This window comes from Turneriella parva DSM 21527 (genome assembly GCF_000266885.1).
Lineage (GTDB): Bacteria > Spirochaetota > Leptospiria > Turneriellales > Turneriellaceae > Turneriella > Turneriella parva.
In genome coordinates, this window is sequence record NC_018020.1 from 2,217,027 (window position 1) to 2,240,872 (window position 23,846).

The window sequence follows — 23,846 nt, forward strand, 5'->3', positions numbered from 1 at the left end:
CCGGTATTTTGACACCCTGTAAAGGCATGCGCCCCTGCCTCGGGCCTAACGGGGGTCTTGCGATTTGGCGATTTGAATCGGCAAATAGAAGAAGTCTTGCCCCAGAAAGCGCAGTATTTTGACGTGATAAATGTAGGATATCTCACTTTCTACCAGGTGCCCGAGTGTTTTGACATCGTGTATGTTCAATGCCCGCAGCAAAACTGGATCTTTTTTAATCTTCAAGAGTAGCCGAAGCTGGTGTTCTTGCCATTCGCTGCGAATCGAGTCAAGCAGGCGATCGTAGGCGACATAACTATTGCGTTCGGTGCGCGGTACCTGCGTATAGACGTTTTCGTCCCACCAGTCTTTGAGCACATATTTGACGTACTCGAATGGCAGCTCGCGCACCATTTGGTTGCGTTTCAGGTGTCGGTGCACGTACCCGGTTCTGCCGACGCGCATAAAGTGAGTGCATACTTTGATGAAGAATACCGGACCGAAATGGTACAGAAAGAAGTTCTGGTCGTTTTCGTCGAGATTCGTCTGCTGCATCAGCAGGGTGTCGCGCGTGAACTGAAAATAACTGTGCAGAAATACCAGGTATTCACCCACGCGGTCTTTGTTGCGGGCTGCCGAAATGAACTTTCTGATGATATCTTGCCGCAGAGCATCGTCTTCTGCGCCCAAATGCGTTTCGACATAGATCGAACGCCTGACTTTCGCCTCTTCAATATCGTAGCGTGACTGGTTGATTTCGAGCACGTACGCGTGTGTCTGGTTGAAATGTTCGGTGCCCCGTGTGTCGAGCAGGTAAGGCGACTTAACCGCAGTGTCACGAATTTCTTTCGGTGGTTCTGCGGCGCGCGCGCGCGTTTCAGTGCGCTGCGACTGGGGTACAAACCCTTCGATAATTTCTGCGAGGTCTTCTCTGAATATCGCCGAATAGGTATAAGATATCTGGTTGGTATAGTGGCCCTTGACGCTTACTTTGCCGCCGACCGTCTGTTCAGAATCGAGTTTCAGCAGATAACCTAGGCGGCGCAGCAGCAGGTTGGTGAGGTTACAGAGATCGATTCGCGGATACACCCTGTATGTGAGCAGCTGCTCCATAAAATGCTTTTCGGCGTTTGACACGTTCATCGCCTCAAACAGGTTCGCGAGTTTCCACCAGTGTTCAATGACTGCCGTATTGAATTCGCGGATGATCTCATATGACCTGATGAGTTTTGCGAATTCGATTTTCGGTTCTTCGATATCGGCGTCGCTGAAGTGATTATAATATTCGCGGTTGGCTGTCGTGTCGAGTGATCGCGCCGAAAGCTCTGACTCAACGTTGCTGTAGAGCCGCATGATCGCCACGAGCGCCGAGTCAATTTCTTTGATATTCTTGTTGATATCTTTGCGGGTTTCTGGTGGTGCAGTCGACAGAAATTTCTGAATATTATCTGCGTTGACGAGATGCGCTTCGAGTCCCTTGAGAAATCCCCCTTTGAATGGCAACAGGTGTTTTGCCGCTTCTGCAGAGTCGGCAGCGTTTACACCGTCGTAGTTAAACTCGGGCTGGTATGAGAAGGTAGCCATTTATCCTTCTCGTCGGGTCAGCTGCCGGGAGACGATGCCGGCGCGCGGTACGTGCTCGCTTCGTTCGAAATGCGCTGAAAAAATTCTGGAATATTGATGCGCCGGTTCTTGATCTCGTCGGGCGAGAAGAATATGGTGCCCACCGCCCCCTTTTTGATAGGGATATCAGAATAGACAAAGCCGTCGCGCAGTTCGATATCAATCTTGCGTGGTATCGCGGTATTCGTCGCGACAGAATTGATCAGGTCAGATTGTTTCGGTTTGACGGCTTTCATCACAGCTTCGGCAAATTCGGGGCCGATGCGAAATATCGAGAGATAGCCATTAAGATTTTCAACAGGCTTGTCGAGCCGGTTACCAGTCAGCAAGATATCAATCCGCAATTTGCCGTCGGTAATTGTGTCGGCCTTCTCTTTCAGCATCAGCGGTTTCAGGTCGATGTCTTTCACCTGAATCGTTGACGAGTATTCCATTTCGCTCGGCCTGAGCCGGCCGAGGTTAAAGAGCGTGTCTGAAATGGTCACCACGCCATTCAGCGTGTAGAGTTGCAAAACAGGCATGACGAAGACATTGTCTTTGTATTCCATCGAAGCGCCGATTGCAGGGTATTTACCCCGCGAATAGATTAGGTTAAGCCATTCTCTGCTGTTATTCGGGTCGGGTATCTCAATATTTTCAATCGTGAAGTTATAAGCGCGGTTGAAGTTATAATTCTTGATGATACGTTCTTTGTTGCCCGCCCGCAGGTTCAGCGTCTTTTTGAGTTTCAGGTCGTGCTTGAACGGAAAGTCAAGGTTCACCTTGTGCACTTTGACTTTTGGGTTGCGAAAACTCAACGCGTCGATCTTGACGAGGCCATTGACCAGGTTTCCCTTTGCTGTGCCGGCAATCGAAAACAAGCCTACCAGAAACGTGTCATCGAGAATTTCGCTCTCTTGTGTGCGCGCCAGTTCGACTTTGTACTTGAGATCGGGTGTTTTTACTGCCGCGCGCTGCTTCTTGCCTGTGACCGGGTCTTCGACCACCTCGCTGCCGTCTTTCAGCTCGCCGCTCGCGCTGATGCTGAGCGCCTTTCTGAGCCCAGTAATCGTGAACTGGTCGAGGTAAGTGTAGGGCGGCGCCATGCGCGCCTTCGCCTTGATCTGAATGTCGTCGACGTGTACGTCGGGCAGGGCAATCTGCGTGACGTGCTGAATCTGCTGCTCTCTGCCTGAAATCGTTACGTTGGTTTCACCGTCTGCCCGCAGTGTGCGGCCAGGGTTTACTGTCTTGATGAGCCCGCCGATCTGCTCCTGAAGGCCCGCAGGCATTGTCCCGATCAGTTCTTTGAACGACACGATGAGAGAATCGAGCTGGTATTTGATATTTATCGAGTCCGCTTTTTCAACGTGCACCTGCGATTTCAGGTCAACGGCAGTTGCGTATTCTTTGTCTTTGTCGGTGAAACTGATGACTGGCAGGTCGATCGTGGTGTTCTTGAAATCTTCGCTGCTTTTGACGCTTCCCTTGGCGTTAAAGTCGATGCGGTTAACCCCCGATCTGCCTCGGTCGACGAAATAATGCAGCTCGGGTGAATAGACGCGCAGATTAATTGCCAGATTCTGCGGTGACTCGCCGCTGGCATTGAATGTTGTGTTGATAGTGCCCGTAGCGGCGCCAGCAGAAAAGGGAGCAATGTTCAGGCCTTTGAGATAAAAAGCTGCCTGCGTCTTGCGGTCAGCCGCGAGTTTCGCATCGAGCCCGAGGCCTGCACCGTTCAGATTGCCCCTGACTTTCAGCTCGGCAGTTTTCACAGGCAGGGGCTTGAGCGACTGGTCGATATCGGCGGCATGGTCGATCTCGAGGTTCGGTATCGAAACATAGACGCTGCCGGCGCGCACTGCTACCCGTTCGAGCTTCAGCCCACCCTGGTCTTCGATCTTGTTCCCCTGAATCGAGACGCGCGTTGGCTTAACCGAGAAGAAGCCTGAGAACGCGGGGTCGCGCTTAGACGTCAGGTGCGACACGACCTCGTGAATTTTGCCGAGATTCACGCGTGACGCGGTCGTTTCAATTTTGATGCTGCGGCCTGGCTTCAGCAGTTTTTCGCCTGTTCCCGTGAGGGCAAGCAGCGTATCGCGCAAGAATTCGATATTGAAGTCTTCGATCTTGAGACGGTCTTCTTTCGCTTCGTAGTCGATTTTATGGCCCAATCTGAACGGCAGGTTCTGCGCTTTGCCCCTGCCGAGTGCCACGGGAAAAGTATCGTTACCGAAATTCATGCGCGAAACAAATTCGGGTTTTTTCGACTGCCCGTCGTAGAAGAGCAACCAGAAGAGATCAAGGTTCGATCTCACCGAGGCGGCCGCGCCCTCGTAGTCAATGGCAACAGACTTTTGCGGGTTCAGCTGTATCGCGAATGTGTTCAGCAGTGCAACCATCGCCGCGATGTCGTTCGTCTTGATCTTGCTGAAATCATTTGTCAGCAGCGAAGTCACAAAATGAAAATTCTTCAGGTGCGCGTATTGTTTATTCTTGTTGGTCTTGTCGCGTGCGTCAAGGGTGAAGTTAAAATTCTGCAGGGCGATGCGCGCGAATATCTGCACATCGAAAAACCACGATACCACGCCATCACCTGGCTCTTTGGCGGCTTCTTCTTCTTTTTCTCTCTCGGGTTTTTCTTCACCCGGTTTGGCCAGTGCCGCAGCATTGAATATATTGTTCTTCTGTTCGAGAAAAATCTCGGTATCTTTCAGCGAGAATTCATGTATGCCGAATTTGCCGCGAAAAAAGCCGAAAACATTATAGAGAAGATTGAGCTCGCCGGCTTTCAGAATCGGGGTGTCGCTATAACCTTCGGGAGCGTGCACGACGACATTACGAAACTGAAACCCGGTAAAAAGAGAGGTCTTCGCGACGGTAACCTCGAGCCGGCCGTTGGTCGATTTGGCAAATGTGTCGATAATCACCGGCTGCAAGAATGCCGGGCGCATCACGTAATTATACGCAATAACGATGCCCACAATCACCACCGCGACGGTGTAGCGCAAGACGCGCAGAATCTGGCTCAGACGGCCGGTTTTGCTTTTAACTTCGGGGGTTAGGCTACCGTCGGGAAACTCATTCATCAGGTTTGTGGTTTCATGGACTTAGCACGGGTACAGGCGGTCAATTGTTCAACGGATTCTCGACGATTTGAGCTCCTGCTGGTTTGTAATTGAACATCGCACCTGAGATACCCGTATCGATTGTCATGCCCGAGAAAGAATAGGTCGTGGTTTCGTCGCCGTGCTTGAGGCGCACGCTGCGCACCATACCGCTCGCGACCTGCACGACAATTTCTTCGTAGTGCGCACCCTTCTTCTTGAAAATATATGTATTGCCCTGAATCGTACCCTCGTAAGAGGCGAGAATGCCCAGCAGGCCGCCGCCGGTGCCTGAGACATCTTGCCGGGCGCAAAGCGGAGAACTCTTGTTATGAACCCAGAGGTGAGTTCCATTGGTTGCAATCACGCCTGTGCCTGTTTCAACGCGCAACCTACCCGGATACTGGTACATTATCTTGCCGGTCTGAATCTGACCCGACGACGACGTGACTGCAAAGGTCGCCCTGAATGATGAGTAAAGTCCCTTTACCTGACCTTTGAGCGATTCGTATGCACCATCGGCATGTAATGGCGCAAATGAGCAAATGAGCAGAGCCAGGCCGATGGCGCGGGTCAAAAATGTATGTCTGCCGTCAGGTGAAGTGCCGTTCATAAAGATACGAAGGCTTATATCGTTATGATTGCCTGTAAAGCACGATTCACCTGGCGCTGTCTTGCCTTTCTGCTCACTTTGGCGGGGCTTTCGACTCTGCACGCGCAGGATTATCTGGTGCCACCGCCTTTTGGTCTCGACCGGCAGGTGCGCGACTATACGCAGCGGCACTTGAGCGACAATGTCCGATTTTTGCTGTTCCATTCGGCCTTCACCGTGCGCCAGACCGGCTACTCGAGCAACTCGGGCAACCTCGTCAACCTCGTGATCGCCACCGACTTCGCGCAGCTGGCGACAACCGGCATGGCAGGCCTTGCGCCGAGCAACATCGACCGCGATCTCTACAATGCAGAAAGGTTCACGGTATTACTCTACGAAAGTTTTGCGCGCCGCTGGGAAAACCTGAACCCGATACCGGGGCTCTTCTATTCGTTGGTGATACGCAGCCCCGCTTACCCCTTTATCTTCATGCAGGGCCTCGAAGATTACGCCTGGGATTTCGGAACCTTTCCGTTTACTGATGACGAAAGCTTCAAGCAGCAGTCGCTCGCCTCGCGGCAATATGGCTTTGCGTTTCGTATTATGATCTATTGAACGCTTTTTGAGAAAAAATCAGCATGTCAGATCGCCAATAGGTCTAGCGCAAAGCCGCAGGCCTCTGCCTCGACGGGGGCATACCTTTTCACGAGCTCGTGGTATTCGCCGCCGCGCGCGATCGGGTCGGTGAAACCCGCGACGAAGGTCTCAAAAAACACACCACTGTAATAGCTGCTGCGCGGCTCGGCAAGCGGCTGCCAGAAAGTGCGGATTTTATTCTTTGCTGCGTCTGCTACTTTTGCCTGTGCTGCGCCCTCGCTCTGCTGCAGCGCCCGGCGAATTGCCTCTGGCAAATCTGCGACCGCAGCAGGCGCAGCTTCATTCTCTTGCGGATACAAAAGCCAAAGCGCGAGCGACGAAGCAGAAGCCGTGGTTACTCCTAGTTTTTCGGCCAGCAGACTCCCAAAGTAGGGCGCATCACGGCGGGCAACTGCTTCGGCCAATGGGGCGCCGAGTGCTTCAAAAAATGCATTGTAGAGCGAAACTTCGGTGATCTGCGTCACCGCTTGCAGCGAGAAAACCTTCTTCAAAATTTCGTCGCTGATGGCAATGAGCCGACCGAGTTCGGCCGACGCCTTTTCACCGACAACCTCACAGCCGATCTGGTAAATTTCGCGTGGCAGCGGGTAGTTTTTGCGCACATCTTTATACACGGGGGCCGCATAATAAAACCGGCGCAGCTTCTGGCCGCTTTTCTCGCTGATCTGCCGCACATAACCCTTGATAACCTGAGAGGTAATATCGTTTCGCAGCGCCAGCCGTTCGCCGCTGTTGTCTTTCATCGTGAACATCTGGGCGTGCGTGCCTTCAGAAAATGTTTCGGGAAAATCAACCATCGCAGGCATAATACGTTCAAAGCCGTGCGCGCGCACTATATCCTGCGCATGACGGCTGGCCTTCTCAATCGCCGCGGTGGCTTCGACATCGTACATGCTGAAGCCATAAGGTGACGAAACCTTTCTGTACGCTTCGACGGCGCTGCCCTGCGCTTGCGGTGTGTTTGCCGAACCACTCATGCGAGCTGCTCCAGATCGAGAAGATTTCTGACCGCCGCAATTGTGTGCGTGACGAGTGCGAGTCGGTTGGTGCGAATTGCTGCATCTTCATGGTTTACCATGACGTGCGTGAAGAAGTCGTCGACTGTCGGTTTTCCCGCCGCAAATTCAGCGAAAATTTCTTTGTAGTGGCGCAAAAGATCGTCTGCCGCCACAGCGCTGCGTTTGTGCAAACCCTCGGCGAACGCATAGAGTTGTTTTTCTTGCTCGGTGGCAAATTTGGCAGGCTCAACCTTTGCTTTTGCGTCGGCTTCTTTGCTGATATTGGCCATGCGCTTGAAGGCGGCAAGCAGCGCATCAAAGCTGGTGCGGTCTTTTTCGGCGATTACCTTCAGCGCCGATGCGCGCGCGAACAGATCATACGCATCGTCGCCACCCGAGAATACCGCCGCGCGCGTCAGTTTTTTATCGAAACCTTCGCTTTCGAATATCGTGGCCAGCCTGCCCTTAAAGAATTGCAGAACCTTGTCGGCGAGCGATGCGCCCGCATCACCTGCACCCGCAGGGTATTTTTTGAGCGCGGCCGCGATGAAGGCCACGAGCGAAAGGCGAATTTTCTGAGCGACCAGAATTTGAATGATATACAGCGTCTGGCGGCGCACTGCGAACGGGTCTTGCGACGCGGTAGGTTCTTTGCCGAGCACGAACGCCGCGAGGGCATTATCCCATTTATCGGCGAGAGAGATCAACGCACCGAGTTCGCTCTGTGGCAGACTGTCGCCCTGAAAGCGCGGCAGGTAATGCTCGTGAATCGCGGTCACAATTTGTGGTGCGACGCCGGCATGCGCGGCATAGACAGAACCAATTTCACCCTGCAGGTGGTCGAATTCATAAACGAGCGCAGTGGTGAGGTCTGCCTTGGCGAGCCGGCTTGCCTGCTGCAGTAGATCCCTCGGTACTTTATCACCGGCGATCAGTGACGCAAATTCTGCCATGCGATCGACCTTCTCGCGGTATGTGCCGAGGCCTTCGTGAAACACGATCTGCTTCAGGTCGTCGACGCGTTCGCCGAGCGGACGTTTCAGGTCTTCGTCATAAAAGAACGCGCCATCGGCAAGGCGTGCACGTAACACACGTTCATTGCCCTCGCGTATATTTTTTACCGCAGCGGCATCGGCAGTCATGGCATTCGCCACGATGAGAAAGCGGTTGCTGAGCCGACCCGATGCATCGCGCATGCCGAAATAGCGCTGGTGCTGGTTCATCTCTGACAGAATCACACCGTCGGGCAGGCGCAGAAAATCGGGGGCAAACGTGCCGACTACGACACCCGGGCGCTCGACGATAAAATTGACTTCATCGAGCAGCGCTTCGTTCTCGATCAATTCAAGTTTTTCGCCCGCGGCCGCTGCGCGCAAGAGTTTACCGATCTGTGCCTTGCGTTCAGCCGCATCGGCGATAATCTGGTGCGAGGCGAGAGCTGCCGCGTATGCCTCAGCGCTCGGCACACCGACGGGCTTTGGGTCGAGAATAAAATGACCCCGCACTGGTCTGAAAGGAATATCAGCGAGCAGCGTGTTCTGCAATTCAGCCGGCTCGAACTTCCACTCGTTCTGACCATAGAGCGCGAAATAGCCTGCAATCGGGCGCGCGTATATATTCGCCAGGTCTGACCAGCGCATCGAGCGCGCAAACTTTACCCCACCGGCAAGCTCTTGAATAATGCCCGGCAACGCAGAGCGAAGTGCTTTGCCCGGCCGCGTCACCGTTGCGGTCGCATAGCTGCCTTTAGGCGATTCAATAAAAGACACCGCCTCGGGCGCGATGCCTGCTTTTTTCGCAAAGCCCACGAGTGCCGGCGTTGGTTTGCCCGCTGCGTCAAGCGCGGCGCTCTTTGCCGGCCCCTGCAGAGTTTCGGTGGTGTCTTCGCCTTTATCGGCGATGGCGCTCACTGTGAAGGCGATGCGGCGCGCCGTCGCAAATACATGGATAGTACCGTGCGCCAGACCCGTTGCCTTGATCAGGGCAGGCAGCCGCTTCTGCCAGTCTGCCAGTGCATTTTTCTGGTACGCCGCAGGTATCTCTTCGGTCGCAAGTTCAAATAACAGCGTCTCTGCCACCCCTGCAAAAGCGCTTCGCGAGACGCTGCGTAAAGTGCAAAGTCGCGGGCAGGCCGCAAGTTTGCGTGACGAACCAGAGAGCCCCGCAGATCATGGCCCATGAGCGATCAGGTTGCCGTTAAGTCAAAAAGTCATGCTGAAAAGTACCGCGTAGAAATCAATGCACGAACCCACAAGATTCAAGCCGACGAACCCAATGACAAAGGTGGTGCCGATACAGCAGGCACGCCTTACGAATTGCTTTCGGCGGCACTGGCTGCATGCACATCGATTACAGTGAGGATGTATGCCGAACGCAAAGGCTGGCAAACCGGCCAAATCGGCGTCGATATCGATTTTGAAACAGAGAAGAGCGTCACAAAATTCAAGCGGCGATTGAGTTTCGAAAACGCATTGCCTGAAGAGCAACGTGAGCGGCTGCTCGCAGTCGCCAATGCATGCCCCGTGCACAAGGTCTTAACTGGTACCATCGCGATTGAAACTTTTTGAATAGGGTGGGCTTCTTCGCATGTTTATAGACGCCAGACATCGCCGTATACTACTACTTCTTCTCGTAGGTACTTCTCTCACGGCGAACGATATGGCTGCTGCGCAAGGCGTGCGCGTGTCTTCAGGGGGCGGGGCAAGCCCCAAAACCGACGAACGCGCGTCGCGTCGGGCCATCGCGATTGCAGAAGTGAAGCAGTTGCTCATCGATATGACCGGCAAAACCAACAAATTGACAGCAGAACTTAATGTTGCGAAAAAAAGTAAGGCCGTTCTCAAGGCGCTCGACGGCTGGGCGAACTATCTCGACAAATGGAAAAGCCAGGTTAAGGCACTCGAAGGCAGGCAGGGCTTTGAATTGCTCAAAGCTGCAGAGCCGCCAGAAGAACTCAAGCGTGAGCTTGACGTTTTCATGGCTTCGATAACAAATATGTCTGCAACGCTGCAGGCTAAGGTCGAAAACTTCAAGGGCGATCCGAGTTTTCAAAAGCGCATTAACCAGGTTCTCGGAAAACTAAAAGATATGTAAAGTTTTTTCGCGCGTGGGCAAATGCCCACGCGCGAAAAAACCTCTCTAACATTCTGCTTTACACATACTCTCTTCACCTCGTCTCTGAAATATGTCAGAAGCCGAGCAGTACGTTCTTGCCATCGATTTGGGTACCTCGGGGCCGAAGGTTGCCATTGTGCGCGAAACCGGTGAGGTTCTGCACTGCGAAGTTGAAGCAACCGAACTTATTCTGCTTCCCGAAGGCGGCGCCGAGCAAGACCCTGAAGACTGGTGGCAGAAAATCTGCCGCGCCTCAAAGCGGCTCATTGCTAAAAATCTCGTACCCGTAGAGCAGATCACCTGCGTCGCCGTCACATCTCAATGGTCGGGCACGGTCGCTGTCGGCAAAGACGGCAAACACCTCTATAACTCGATCATCTGGATGGATTCGCGCGGCGCAAAGCACGTCGCCAAGATGGTCGATGGGCTCTTGAAATTTCAGGGCTACGATGTCGTGAAGCTGGCACAGTGGGTTCTCTTGACGGCAGGCATGCCGGGCCTTTCGGGCAAAGACCCACTGGCGCATATTCTCTTTATCAAGAATGAAATGCCCGATCTTTATCGCGATACCTATAAATTTCTTGAACCGAAAGATTACCTCAATCTGAAGCTAACGGGTAAATTCGCCGCAGCGCAAGATTCCATCGCGCTGCACTGGGTTACAGACAACCGCGACCTCAGCAAAGTATATTACCACCCTTCGCTCATTCAGGCGACCGGACTCGACGTGAATAAGCTGCCCGACCTCTACAGCTCGACCGATATTTTAGGCAATATTCTGCCCGACGCGGCACACGACCTCGGGCTCACGGCAAACGCCCGGGTCGTACTCGGCACGCCAGACGTGCAGTCGGCGGCAGTCGGCTCAGGCGCGGTCGACGATTTCGCGACGCACCTTTATATCGGCACCTCTTCGTGGCTCACCTGCCATGTACCGTTCAAAAAAACTTCGCCCGAATACAATATGGCGACGATTCCTTCGGCGATACCGGGGCGTTATCTCGTCGGCAACGAACACGAAACGGCAGGTTATTGCCTGACCTACCTGCGCGACAAGGTTTTCTACCCAAAAGACGCGCTCACCCCTGACGGGGCACCCGCAGATGCTTACCAGAAATTTAATGAACTGGCCGCATCGGTGCCCGCAGGCAGTGAAAAACTCATCTTCACTCCCTGGCTGATTGGTGAGCGCACGCCGGTTGAAGACCATACGATACGCGGTGGCTTCTTTAATATGTCTCTCAGCACGACCCGCGCGCACATGGTGCGCGCCGTGTTCGAAGGTGTTGCCTACAATTCGCGCTGGCTGCTCGAGGCAGTCGAAGATTTCGTCGGCAGAAAAATACCACGCATCAACATGATCGGTGGCGGCGCGCGCTCAGACCTTTGGTGCCAGATTCACGCCGATATTCTGAACCGTGAAATTCTACAGGTTGAAGACGCGATTCAGGCGAACGTGCGCGGTGTCGCACTGCTTGCCGGCGTTTCTTTGGGCAGGTTCAAGTTCAAAGATATTTCCAGTCGCGTCGCGATTCAAAAAACCTACCATCCGAACCCTGCGAACCGGCGGATATATGACGAACTTTATACAGAATTCAAGAACGTGTATGCTGCCCACAAGAAAATACATGAGCGATTAAACAAAGATCATTCATAGATTGCGCACGCGCAATCTATGAATGATCGAAAGGATAAACCATGGACCCAGAAATCATTGCCGAATACCAGAAGAAATTTCCCGAAGTTTTTTCGATAGTCGAAGGCATTCTCGAGCGCTTTCCCGAGCTCGATAAGTTGCTTAAATCGCAGGGCGCAGTTAAAGAGCAGATCGAAGCCCAGTCGAAGCAGGTGCTCGAAGCTGTCGCGAAAGACATGAAGCCTTACCGCGACCAATTCGAGACTTTTCGTCAGTTGCCTGCAGAAGGGCGTGCCCGCGCCGATGTCTTGAAAGAACTCAAGACGATGCAACAGGCCGAGATCAAAAAATGGAAAGAAGGTTATGTCTCGGGTGCGGTTTACCATGGTGATAACAGCCATATCGAATACCTGAACGAAGCCTATGCAATCCATTCGCAGTCGAATCCGCTGCACACCGACCTGTGGCCAAGCGCGAGCAAGTTCGAGGCCGAAGTCATATCGATGGTCGGACGCATGCTGTCAGAAGGCGCGGGTGAATCGGTGCAGTCAGAACTCTGCGGTTCGGTGACATCGGGTGGCAGCGAAAGCATTCTGCTCGCGATGAAAACCTACCGCGACATGGCAGAAGCCGAGCGCGGCGTCAAAAACCCCGAGATGGTGGCTCCCGTGACCGCGCACGCGGCATTCGACAAGGCGGCTCAATATTTCAAGATTAAACTGCGAAAGGTACCGGTCGATGGCAGCTTTCGCGCCGACGTAAACGCCGTGAAGAAAGCGATCAACGGCAACACCGTCGTGGTCATCGGCTCAGCACCGGCTTTTCCGCACGGTGTCGTCGACCCGATCGAAGAGATGTCAGAACTTGCGCGCGCGAAAAATATTCCGTTTCATACCGATGCATGTCTAGGCGGGTTTGTTCTGCCGTTCGCGCGCAAACTCGGGTACAAGGTGCCAAAGTTCGATTTCAATCTGCCGGGTGTGACTTCTATATCCGTCGATACGCACAAATATGGCTACGCGGCAAAAGGCACTTCGGTAATTCTCTACCGCAATGCTAAAATTCGCCACCACCAGTTCTTCACCGTGACCAACTGGCCGGGCGGCATGTATTTTTCGCCGACGTTCGCCGGTTCGCGCCCCGGCGGTCTCAGCGCTGCGGCCTGGGCGGCGCTCGTGTCGATCGGCGAAAAGGGTTATCTCGAAGCGGCCAGAAGAATTCTCGAAACTGCGGATTTCATAAAGAAAGAAATCGTCAAGATACCCGAACTGAAACTTCTCGGTGACGCTCTTTACGTAATTGCCTTTGCTTCAGATTCTCTCGACATCTATAAAGTAATGGAGCACATGACACACAAGGGCTATTCACTGAACGGTCTGCACCGGCCCGCTTGCGTGCACATTGCGCTGACACTGCGCCACGCAGAACCGGGAGTCAAAGAACGGTTCATCGAAGACCTCAAGGCAGCAGTTCTGCACGTGAAGGCGAACCCGTCTGAAAAGGGCAGCTCGGCGCCGATCTATGGCATGGCAGCTACTTTGCCGGTGCGCAGCGTTGTCGGTGATATTCTTAAGACCTATATGGACGCGTATTACAAAGTCTGATTTATTCTCTTCTGGCTACGGGCGTAAGCCCGTGGCCAAAAGATACGTTCTCACCGGCTTCGAGCAGCAAGATGCGCTCGCTCGCGCCCGAGATGGCAATTGAATCTTTGATCATATCCATCTCGAGACCACCCCGGCGGTAGAAGGTGCTGTGGTGAATGGGTATCATGTAGCGCGCGCCGCAGTCGCGAAAGATCTGTAAGGCGCCGTAAGGGTTCACGTGCACTGCGTTGCCGAAACCAGAACCTGTGCCGAAGCCGCCTGAGGGCCCAACCGGAATCAGAGCCATGTCGATCTTGAAATGTTTCTTCAGCTCCCTGAAGTGTTCTTCGTGGTAACCCGTGTCACCTGCGAAGAACACCGTGATACCTTTGTACTGAATGATATAACCGGTATACGGTTCTCCATCCCACAGATTATCGACAAGCAGGCGCCCACCGAAGTGCGCAACAGGTACCGACGTGATCTTGAGCCCGTCTTCTTCATGCGAGTAGCCGGGTGAGACCCGGTGTTCGACGCGCATGAGTCCGGTGGGTATATACGCATAACCACTTTTGGGGGCAAAGATGTGCTTTGAACCCTTGAGCATTTCGAGTGAAGGCGCATCGAGGTGATCAAAATGGTTGTGAGAGATGACAATCGCATCGACAGGCCTGATCGAGGCAATGTCGATGCCCACGTCGGTGAGCCTCTTCACAACGCCGCCGGTGCGCGGCGAAAAATTGGGGTCGGTAATAATCCATTTGTCGTGAATGCGCATGAGCACGGTCGCGTGACCGACCCACCAGAATTCGATTGCATCACCCGAAGGTGTCAGTTGAGGGGTGGGTTTTGCAGTCTTAACCGTCGCTGAGAAATTGCCGCATGCTGTGGTTGCCAGCAGCAGAAACAGAAATAATCGCACCTTCTGAAGATAACGCGAAAGTCGCCATGCGCCCAAAAGCTCTGTTACGTAAGCCTATTTCGCCCGCGTGGCGGCAGAAATAGACAGTCCTCTATTCAAGCCCGATGCGTTGTTCGCCCTTGTAGCGGTAGAAGCCCTCGGCTTCTTCGGTGGCAATCGCCTCAGCTTCGGCGCCAAAGTATTTTTGCCTCAGTTCATTGAGCGCGGCTTCAGAATTGCCACCGGGGTTCGCGGCAAGTTTTTCGCGTTCGGCAAGGTAGTTCTTGCCCGTCGCCCAGCGGTTCTGGCGTTCGTAATCGAGGGCGTCCCACCTTTCGAGGGCGGCTTTATCCATACCCATTTCTGTGCGAATGGTGCGCAGCGCGTGCTTCTGCTGCGTGGGGCTGAGCGCCTTCAGGTCATCCTGCACTGCGGTTAGAACTGCGTTTGTCAGCTCTTGCTGGTGGCGTTCGACATATGCCTTCGCCTGGTCGCCGAAATTCTCGTTGAGCGAATTTTTGAATGCACTGAGTTTTGTCGACAGGTCTTTGCCCTTCGCCTCTTTCATGTCTTCGAGCGTGTTGCGCAGTGCCTCGACCCGTATCTCATTTGCCCAGATGTCCTTGGCGTTTTCTTCGCCAAAGAGTTTGCCGCGCATTTCGTTCAAAAGCTTTTGCCGGTCTTTGCGGCTCATCTTGTCGAGTTTGTCTTTATTGCGCGAAAGCCAGTCGTTATACCTCACAAGCGATGATAGCTGGTTAAAGAGCTTATCTGACAGATTCGGAAAAGCCGCACCCGCCAATTCGTTGGTGCACGCGACCCAGTCATCGGGGCGCTCTTTCTTGCAGAGGTTCATGATCTCTTCGAGCATCTTGACCTGCATATAACCTTTGTCGATGTGCTTGCTCCACTTGTCGCGCAGCAATGCCAGTTTCTGTTCAAACGTGAGTTCGCCGACAATGCGTTTGGTGCCGGCTTCGCTCATTTCGTAGCGAATTTTTTCGACTTCAGATTCCTGATATTCGCGCATCGTGCGGGGTCCGCGTTCGAGCGCCTTCAGCTGCCTGACAGCGTCTGAATCGCGATTGAGCCAATAGATCAGTAAACCAATAGAGGCTCCGATGAGAATGCCGGTGAGCCACGGCCTGGATTTAAAGAAGTTCATGAATAAAGAATGCACGATTGTTCGGGCAAAGCCCGAACAATCGTGCGATCAATTTTTAGTCTTTAGCAGCAATAAAGTTGAAAATCGCTGCGTAGAATTCCATCTCGTCGAATGTGTCTGGCGGTACGCCGACGACGTCGAGGTGGTCTTGGTTAATAACGCTTGAAGCAGATGTCATCTGTAATGACGTAGGTGCGTTCAGGTTCGTTACGTTACCTGTCGTAGAATCTTGTGTGATATAGTCGAGGCACAGTGTGCAACCGTTATATTTCAGACGGTAGCCCATTTGCTGCGAGTTGATGCCCACAAGACCGTCGTCGTCAAGGTCGGTTGCCGTACCGTTGCCTTTGCCGCCTGCGCCGTCGTTATCGCAGTCATCTACACAGTAGCCATTGCCGTCGATGTTGAAGAAACCGTTACGCAGAATAAAAAGAGCAGGGTTCACTGAAACGCCGGTTTGTGCCGTCACGAATGACCCATAATAAGCTGCGTATGTTGAGCTTACGGGATTGTTGACGTTAAAGGCTTTTGCACCAGTAGTCAGGCCGTCAGTCGCGCTGTAGTCGTTATACACGAGCTGCTTGGCGCCGGCGAATGCATCATTACCGCTGCGATAGATCGAGTTGCCGAAAATTGTTGCGAGCGCCGCAACCACATTCGTTACGCCTGGTTTCAGGTCGAGAATGTATTTTGCAACCGGTGAACCACGGTGGGGTGATGAGATAGAGATCAGAACTCTCACGACCTGGCGGCCTTTGCGCTGGTACAGCACTTTGGCAGCCTTGCGAATGTCTAGACCGCCCTGTGAGTGACCGACGAGGTTGATGTAGCTTACACCTTGCGATGTCATGTACGCTTCAACCTGATTTGCTACATCGAGGCCACGAACCTCAGATGATTGAAAAGGATAAGTCTGTGTTTGAAATGCCTTTTGGCCGCTATTGATGTTGCCGTTGCAGGTGACCTCGAGCAATGCATCGCAGGGGTCGCCCACGAACACGCCATAGTCATCACCCCAGTAATCGTAACCCAGCAGGTCGTCAAAACCTGCCATGCCGTGTGCGAACACGACCGGGTAAGTTGTTTTCGCCGCCGCCGCAGACACCATTGCCGGTGCAGCCAGGGCCAGAACCAAGAGAGAGATTGTGCTCAGTTTTCGCATTAGAAAATTTCCCCTTCACGCATTATTTTCGAGCATGACTATATAGGCGCAGGCGTATGACTCGCGCCAAAATAAGAGTGAACAAGTGTTCAATGTCGGATATCCCAAACTTCTTTACGTGTTATGCGGTGCACGAAATAGTTCACGTTGATGTTGCAAAAGAGCGTGCAGCTGTTCGTCGGGATTAGTGTGCTTATGGGCGCATCGGTCGCGCCGGTTTTTTCAGCGGGCGAAGAACAGAAAACCAAAACATCCGCACCGGTTGTAATCGAGGCCGACAAACAGGGCCCGGCGGCAGCGCCTGTCGTGAAGAAACTTATCTTTCTCGATTTTTATAATGAATCGAATGACCCGAACGTCAAGTGGCTGACCGACTCTATCGGCGAATCGATTTTTGAGCTGACGAAAAGCAAATACAATTACGTGCGCATCGAACCGAAGGTGTGGCGTGAATATGCGAAGACGAAAAATTTCAAACCCGAAGATTTTTACGATACCGAAAAACTGCAGGCGATGGGCTTTGCGCTCAAAGCAGACGGCATCATTTTTGGCAAGTTCACTTCGTCGCCAGAAAATATTGTGATCAGCGGAAAAATTCTTTCCGTCGTCGACAAAGAGATCGTCGCCGAAAAAAATATTACTGTACCGTTCTCGAGCCAGATGTTCGAAGATGTGCAAGATGTTTCTGAAACTCTGGGTAGCAGAATCAAAGATCTTTTTTATCCGTCGGATAGAGGGGCGTTATGGCGCTCGGCGCTGTTGCCGGGCTGGGGCCAGTTCTATAAGCAGCGCAAAACCGCGGGTTATATTTACAGCGGTGTCATCGGCACCGGCGCCGCGTTCTCGCTGTTCTCGCTCATTATGCTCGAGTCGACCAAAAGCCAGTACAAAAGCTATAACCCCGACCATGTCAAGACCGAACCGCAGGGCGAATTTGGTATCAAAGACCCTGACGCAACGCGCGCCGAGTTTTCGCGGCTCGTCAATAAGGCCGATCAGTGGTACCAGATCATGATGATTAGTGCGGGCATCACGTTCACGATCTATCTCTGGCACCTGTTCGACGCTTGGTTCTTTGAGGGTAGCTATATCGAGCTCGGCAAACAATCCGCCAAAGTCTATGAGCAACAAGAGAGTATCTTTGGGGCCAATGTGCGCCTGACAGGCGACCGCGACCCATTGTCGCTGCGCGTGAACTATGCATTTTGAGCCTGTGGCGCAGCGATTATTGCCGGCGCGGCCGCGCGAAAAAAAACAGACTTTTTGGCCCGAACGTATAAGCTTGGGTATAGCAGGGCGGCCCTTTCAGGGCAGAATTTACTCATAGATACGGGCAGAAATGGTGAAAGCAGCAAAAGTATCCATAATTTTTCTGGGGAGTTTCTTCTTTGTACAGTGCTCTTTTCTGAAGCTAGACCCAGAGACGAATTGTTTGAACGATAAGACGGCGTGCCATAAAGCCGACGTCACGCGGCCACAACTTGCGCAGGCTATATTTCCTGTTTCCGGGGCTTTGATATCGCAGCTTGCCTATATAGACCTGCGCTTTAGCGAAGAGTTAAATGATCCACAGCCATCTGATTTCGTACTTTCTGATACGGGTGCCACTGGCGTCAATATTGTACGCGTCGAAAAAACCGCTGCTTTCACGTATCGCCTTTATACGAATCAATCGCAGGTAAGTAACGGGCCAATAGTCCTCAGCTTTACCAATGTGCGTGACTATGCTGGCAACCGAATCACGGGCGTAACCGATGTTTCGTATCAGGGTAACGTCGACATAGAGATTAGACTGACGACCGCCCCAGCCGTGTTGAGCGGCATTAGTAATACTGCAGGCGGGTACAATCAAGCCGGTTTCGCTGTGGAGTTTACTCACGATTTTGTAGATGACGACGGCAATTCGTGGAGCGCCTGTGTGACTTCGGGTGAAATCACATGTGCATTGGGAAGTGGATTTAGTAACGGTACGATGCTTGCTTCGGCAGACAAGACTATTGCGCCGGGTTCGCCCGTTTCTCTTTCGCGTTCGCCAACGCAGTTTTCTCTGGGACCAAACCGTCTGGTGATTTATGTAGAGAATTTTGCCAAGAACAAGAAAGGCACAAATTCATGGCCCATCTTTCGCGATGATACTCCGCCCCTCACTTCGTTCACACCGCCGGCAGATGCTTATGCCACGGCGCAAAACATAGAGCTCACCTGCTCAAATAACTACGAGCGAATTATCTATACCGTTGCATCGCAGCAGTCCACCGCGCCAGCGCCACCACCCGACCCAACCTTCAGTGCTACCGGGCAGCCCATCTTGCCGGCTGTTCTTTATACTGGGCCGATTACCACGCCTTCTACTCCCGACCCACAGGTGAGCATCTACAAGTGGCGCTGCATTGACCGAGGCGGTAATGTCGAACCGGTTGTTCAATCCGCAACATATACCATTGATAGTTCGATACCTGCGGTTACGGTGAATCTCGATACATCGATTTTTCGGCCGTTCGTCTCACCCACCGTGAACAACACATCGACACTGCGCTTCACAACAAACCTTGCTGCGCCGGCGACGTATAGGATTGTGCACAATGCGACCAGTTGCACAGATGCGGGCGCAACGGTGTTGCAACCACTCACCGCTTTGCCAGCGACTGCTGGCATACCGGTCGAAAGAATCCTGAATACCAGTAGTGATCTGCCAAGCGATGGAGTATACAATGTGCGTATTTGCGTGCAGAACCTCAGCGCGCAGTGGGGTTTTGCATTTTTGCAGATAACCCGTGACAGCACTGCGCCGACTACTGCCGCTTCACCTGTCGGTGGCAGTTTTGGCGAGCCACAATCAGTGGCCTTGACCTGTTCTGATAATCCCGACCGCATTGTATTCACTACGAACGGTGATGAACCCCATTTCGGTATGCCCGCTTCGAACACATACAGCACGCCGTTTCAGACGCCACAAGGTGTGACCACGCTCAAGTACATTTGCCGCGACAAGGCAGGCAATAACGAAGCGTCGGTCAAGACGCAGGTCTATACAGTCGATTCGGTGTTGCCGACGATTACGGTTCTCTCTAATACATATGCCGCGCTTTCGAATACCGGTTCGCAGACGCAGACGACGATTTCATGGACAAGTTCGCGACCTTCAGCACCTTATACCGTGCGACTTGGTGGCACAAGTTGTACCACCGGCACGCAGCTTGCATCAGGCACGACCGAACCTACCATCAGCTCGCCGACGAACACTATCGTAACCGAGGCGAATCTTGGTTCCAATGGCCCGCATACGATTCGCATTTGTGTTCAGAATCTGATATTGGCGTATGGTAACACAACCTTGACTTTAACCCGGGACACCACCCCTCCCACCTTCGCGGGCCTGACATCGCTCACCTCTGGCGGTAGCAGTAACTTCACACTCCAATGGTCTCTCGCCGATGACACGACTGGCTCTGGCATCGCGTATTACAACATCTACCGCGCCGAAGCAGTCGGTGGCCCGTACACAACCGTGAACCATATCGCGGCGCACCCGGCGACGAGCATCAACGTGACAGTGCCGGTGGCGACGAATACATATTATTATGTGGCTGGCGCAGTCGACAATGCCGGTAATGAAACCAAAGTCACGGCTTCGCCGTTCGCGACGAAGCCGCAGATTCGGCTCGTTGTCTCGGGGCTTGACACCGCTAATAGCAAGACTTTTGGCTTCACCGACGGCACTGCCTCGGGCACGATTAGCGCAAACTCGATTGCGCCGGGAGTCGTTTGGGTTACCACTCGGGGCTTGGGCGACACGTACAACTTCGCCATCACGGCGCAGCCTGCAGGTCAGGTCTGCGCCATCAGGCAGGGACAGTTCGGAACGTTGTTGAGCGACTTGACTCTCAATATTGATTGTGCCAATGGGTATATGGTTGGGGGACGCTTTCAGGCGGTGGCAGCGACTAATGTGCCCGCTATGCTCTACCGTACGCGGGCAGAATTTTTACAAACATCCTTCGCTGTACTCGGAGAACTTCCCAACTCGCTCGCAGTTGCTGGCGGGTTTGTCTTTTGGGGGACTGACGGTGACTGCGACGGCGGCGCGCCGCTGAGTTATTGTATTTATAAGACGGACGTCAACAATATCAACGCCAGAACCCTGGTCGCCAGCGGAATTCCGGGCGTGATTCGTGGCATGGCAACAGATGGTACGAGCATCTATTTCACGACCCTCACTGATAATCGCCTCTACAAAGTCCCGGTGGTAGGTGGTGCTCGTTTCGAAGTTGCTTCTGGTTTCAGCAATCCGTTCGGTATTGCGCTCGACGGCGACGACATCTATGTGTGCAATCGGGCGGCGGACGAGTTAGTGAAGGTCGACTTGCGTACCGGACAAAAGACGACCGTCGTCTCCGGTATTTCCGCACCAATCGGCATTGTTGTCGTCGGCAATGATCTATATTTTACCCGCGCGGGAGTAAATGCAGTTTACCGGGTTCCAAAGGGCGGCGGAACTGTCGTGACAGCATTCGGGCAAACTTCTGCAGGTCATGTTGATGGCGTCGGTTCTGTCGTACGCCTGAACGAACCGCACGACCTCATTTACGATGGCAAAGGTAGTCTGATTTTTACTGAATACGGTAACCACGTTGTCCGCCGCGCGTATCTGGCAACCGGCCAGGTAACGACACTCGTCGGCAACAGCTCGATGAGTTCGATGTTCTATACCAATGGTGCGGGCAGTAGTGCGGGTTTACCGCGTCCGGTCGGTATTGCCACCGATGGCCGCAATATGTACATCAGCCTGCACGGTGACAGACGTATCGTGAAGCTCTTTGAAGACAAACTAACCGGGCATTGGACGTTTACCAATAACAGCGACGACTATTCAAGCGATGCAGCAGCCGTGACGCCGGCTTGGTTGGGTACTGCGACTTACACGACCGGGCGGTTTGGCGAAGCAGCGGGCGCAGCGCTGTTTGATGGCAGTCGACACGTCACCACGAAAAACTTCACTTTTACTGTTAATCAGCCATTTACTTTGTCTGCCTGGGTACGCGCCAGCGATCTCTCGGTGGCGAGGCCGATAATCGGCAACCTGACAGATTTCGAATTCCAGTGGTATATCGCCCCGAACGGATCGGTGACCTTTCAGAATTGGTACAGCAGTGGGGCGCTCACGAATTATCTCAGCTCAACTTCGGCGGGCGTAGTGAAGACGAACACCTGGGTGCACCTCACCTATGTCTACCGGGGCGGCGATACTGTGCATCCGGGTGGGCGAATCTATGTCAACGGATACAACATGACCGCCGCTTCGAGCCAGGCATCGGTAGATTTTTTGGACTCATTTGTTAGCAATGTCACCATTGGGGCCACGCGTTCACAGGCCTCAAGATTTGCCGGTTCGATGGCCGACGTGCGCATCTACAACCGTGCTCTGAGCGAGGGAGAAATCAACGAACTGGCACAAGATACCGGCACTTCTGCTAATATTGGTCCGACTGAACTCATAGCGCATTATGAGATGTCCGGATATACCGCTTCGGGGGCGCTCGCGCAGAATCTTTTGGGCGGCACGACAAGCGCAGTGGGTAAAGACGGCGACACTGCAGGCGCCTTCTCTTTTAACGGCACGGGATCGCTTTCTGTTGATGCGGCAACGATCGCCGCGCTGCCAAAAGAAAATGCCCCGCGCACGCTATGCGCGTTCATTCGCCCGCTCGCTTATCCCCCCGTCAGTAATTTTGTGTCGCCGGTTTCTTATGGTGGCGCAGGTAGCGGCAGAGAATTCGGTCTGGCAATCAGCCGCGATGCAGGCACGAATATTTTTGTAGCGAATACATTTAATTCGGCTTTTGATCACGCTGTCGCCTATAAGTTTTCTCTCGGCACATGGGCACATGTCTGCGCAACTTTCGATGGCACCAATGCCCGCCTCTACGTCGATGGTGCGCTGGTGGGAACTAAGCCCGTAACACTTTCTACATCCGTCTCTTCGACCGTCTCCGGGGCTTTTCGCGTCGGCGCCTGGTTTGATGACGGCCATCGTTTCACCGGCGATGTCGACGATGTTCGCGTATATAATAAAGCTCTTTCAGCAGCAGAGATACGGCAAATAGCTGTGCAGGCACCTGCAGGTTTGGTGTCACGCTTCGATTTTACCGGCGACACAGCAGATGCCAGCGGCCAGGGAAACACCCTCACCAATGCCGGCGCAACGCCGACTGACGATCGTTTCGATCTTAATAGCCAGGCGTACAAGTTTGACGGCAGCGATAGCATGAGTGTTGCTGCCGGCAATCACTTGGTATCCGATGCCACTTTCGCCTTATGGATAAGGCCCTCGACCATCCCCGCGGGGCTGACAGGCCTCATCGACAACTGGAACGGCGACGGTTCGACTGCGGGTGCCAAGGGCGGAGGTATCGTTTTCAACGGACCTACTGCGCTGCAGGTGCTTGCCCGGGGAAATGGTGCCGTGAACGATTGCGGCGTTACCTACATGCCCCCAGCAGGCACCTACAGGCATATAGCAGCCACGGTGCGCTCAGGTTCTACGGGTAACATTACCATCTACGTTGATGGGGCCGCCATCAGAACATGCACACCCGCAAATCTTTTTCCCGAATTCAACAACGGAGTAAATTTCGCAATCGGCAAGAATATCTGGCCGACAGGTTTCGACGGCAATATCGATGATGTGCGCATTTACAACCGTGCTCTGAGCGCAACCGAAGTGCGTGCGCTGGTGCAGCAACCCAGCCGAAGAATTTATGTCACCGCAAATACGTATTCTGGCGATCTGGCTGGTGTTACCGGGGCCGACGCAAAATGTAACAATGTTGCCGATGTGAACAAGCCGCCCGGTGTCTACAAAGCAATGCTGGTCGACGATTCTGTGCGCCGAGCATGCACCTCGGCCAGTTGCGCGACTTCTGGCTTTCTCGAAAACATCGATTGGGTGCTGCGGCCGCAGGTGCCATATGTTGATCAGGCAGGTACGAGGTATTTGTTCACGGCGAACGACCGGGCCGTATTCTCTTCTGTGGCCATCGGTGGAATCGCCGGCAGTGCCGTGTATCCGTGGACAGGCCTCAGCAGCTCTTGGCTTGTAGGTTCAGTTATTTCTCCCACGCAGGATGATTGTGCAAATTGGACACCAGTAGGGGTAAATGGATTCTATGGAGAAGGCTCAAACACCGGTGGCGGAGCCATTTCATTTAATTTTGGCGGTTGTGCATTTAGTCGCCCGCTTTACTGCGTTGAGCAGTAGATGAATTGCCCACTGCTTCATGTACGGTAATGGGTATTGAAGCAGAAACATTGCCGTTGAAAAACGCTGGACGGTTACAGCGTATCGGG

The 23,846-nt window shown here is 53.3% G+C and carries 15 protein-coding genes; 7 read left to right on the forward strand and 8 right to left on the reverse strand.

The window, feature by feature from the left end; all coding sequences use genetic code 11:
* Positions 1-45: 45 nt before the first annotated feature.
* Genes TURPA_RS10725 through TURPA_RS10735 form a run of 3 tightly spaced genes read right to left on the reverse strand, consistent with a single transcriptional unit; the run spans position 46 to position 5,301 of the window.
* Complete coding sequence (locus tag TURPA_RS10725; RefSeq protein ID WP_014803326.1) at positions 46-1,563, reverse strand: hypothetical protein; 1,518 nt, start codon at positions 1,561-1,563, stop codon at positions 46-48.
* 17 nt (positions 1,564-1,580) lie between these two features.
* Positions 1,581-4,670, reverse strand: coding sequence for an LIC_11026 family protein (locus TURPA_RS10730; RefSeq protein WP_014803327.1), 3,090 nt, complete (start codon positions 4,668-4,670; stop codon positions 1,581-1,583).
* Positions 4,671-4,710: 40 nt separating this feature from the next.
* Complete coding sequence (locus tag TURPA_RS10735) at positions 4,711-5,301, reverse strand: LolA family protein (protein ID WP_014803328.1); 591 nt, start codon at positions 5,299-5,301, stop codon at positions 4,711-4,713.
* A 24-nt stretch (positions 5,302-5,325) separates the two neighbouring features.
* Between TURPA_RS10735 and TURPA_RS10740 the strand changes: the two genes are divergently transcribed.
* Positions 5,326-5,895, forward strand: coding sequence for a hypothetical protein (locus TURPA_RS10740; RefSeq protein WP_014803329.1), 570 nt, complete (start codon positions 5,326-5,328; stop codon positions 5,893-5,895).
* Positions 5,896-5,921: 26 nt separating this feature from the next.
* On the opposite strand, the gene TURPA_RS21795 is transcribed toward TURPA_RS10740, so the two are convergent.
* Together TURPA_RS21795 and glyS are read right to left on the reverse strand one after the other, a co-directional pair.
* Positions 5,922-6,914 (reverse strand): ATP phosphoribosyltransferase regulatory subunit, encoded by a 993-nt coding sequence (locus TURPA_RS21795; protein ID WP_014803330.1) that lies wholly within the window; start codon positions 6,912-6,914, stop codon positions 5,922-5,924.
* A complete protein-coding gene (glyS, locus tag TURPA_RS10755) occupies positions 6,911-9,013 on the reverse strand; it encodes a glycine--tRNA ligase subunit beta (protein ID WP_014803331.1) in 2,103 nt (700 codons plus the stop codon). The genes TURPA_RS21795 and glyS overlap by 4 nt, the downstream gene beginning before the upstream one ends.
* 99 nt (positions 9,014-9,112) lie before the next feature.
* On the opposite strand from glyS, the gene TURPA_RS10760 reads away from it, so the two are divergent.
* From TURPA_RS10760 to TURPA_RS10775, 4 genes are all read left to right on the forward strand, one after another.
* The gene (locus TURPA_RS10760) at positions 9,113-9,502 is read left to right on the forward strand and encodes an OsmC family protein (protein ID WP_014803332.1); all 390 of its coding nucleotides are present in this window, start codon (positions 9,113-9,115) and stop codon (positions 9,500-9,502) included.
* A gap of 91 nt (positions 9,503-9,593) precedes the next feature.
* The gene (locus TURPA_RS10765; RefSeq protein WP_041948461.1) at positions 9,594-10,028 is read left to right on the forward strand and encodes a hypothetical protein; all 435 of its coding nucleotides are present in this window, start codon (positions 9,594-9,596) and stop codon (positions 10,026-10,028) included.
* A gap of 91 nt (positions 10,029-10,119) precedes the next feature.
* Positions 10,120-11,706, forward strand: coding sequence for a xylulokinase (locus TURPA_RS10770; protein WP_014803334.1), 1,587 nt, complete (start codon positions 10,120-10,122; stop codon positions 11,704-11,706).
* A gap of 41 nt (positions 11,707-11,747) precedes the next feature.
* A complete protein-coding gene (locus TURPA_RS10775; RefSeq protein WP_014803335.1) occupies positions 11,748-13,289 on the forward strand; it encodes a pyridoxal phosphate-dependent decarboxylase family protein in 1,542 nt (513 codons plus the stop codon).
* 1 nt (position 13,290) lies between these two features.
* Here the strand turns inward: TURPA_RS10775 and TURPA_RS10780 are convergent, their stop codons facing one another.
* The 3 genes from TURPA_RS10780 to TURPA_RS10790 form a co-directional block, all read right to left on the reverse strand.
* Entirely contained in the window at positions 13,291-14,193 is a 903-nt protein-coding gene (locus TURPA_RS10780) for an MBL fold metallo-hydrolase (protein ID WP_014803336.1), read from the reverse strand.
* 91 nt (positions 14,194-14,284) lie between these two features.
* Positions 14,285-15,337 carry a lipase secretion chaperone gene (locus TURPA_RS10785; RefSeq protein WP_014803337.1) on the reverse strand — a complete coding sequence of 351 codons (1,053 nt, stop codon included), beginning with the start codon at positions 15,335-15,337 and terminating at the stop codon, positions 14,285-14,287.
* 55 nt (positions 15,338-15,392) lie between these two features.
* On the reverse strand, positions 15,393-16,499 hold the full coding sequence (locus TURPA_RS10790) for an esterase/lipase family protein (protein WP_014803338.1): 1,107 nt from the start codon (positions 16,497-16,499) through the stop codon (positions 15,393-15,395).
* Positions 16,500-16,649: 150 nt separating this feature from the next.
* On the opposite strand from TURPA_RS10790, the gene TURPA_RS10795 reads away from it, so the two are divergent.
* Both TURPA_RS10795 and TURPA_RS10800 read left to right on the forward strand, forming a co-directional pair.
* Positions 16,650-17,708: a DUF5683 domain-containing protein gene (locus tag TURPA_RS10795; protein ID WP_014803339.1), complete on the forward strand. Its 1,059-nt coding sequence runs from the start codon at positions 16,650-16,652 to the stop codon at positions 17,706-17,708.
* A 223-nt stretch (positions 17,709-17,931) separates the two neighbouring features.
* Complete coding sequence (locus TURPA_RS10800) at positions 17,932-23,757, forward strand: LamG-like jellyroll fold domain-containing protein (protein WP_169314414.1); 5,826 nt, start codon at positions 17,932-17,934, stop codon at positions 23,755-23,757.
* Positions 23,758-23,846 lie beyond the last annotated feature (89 nt).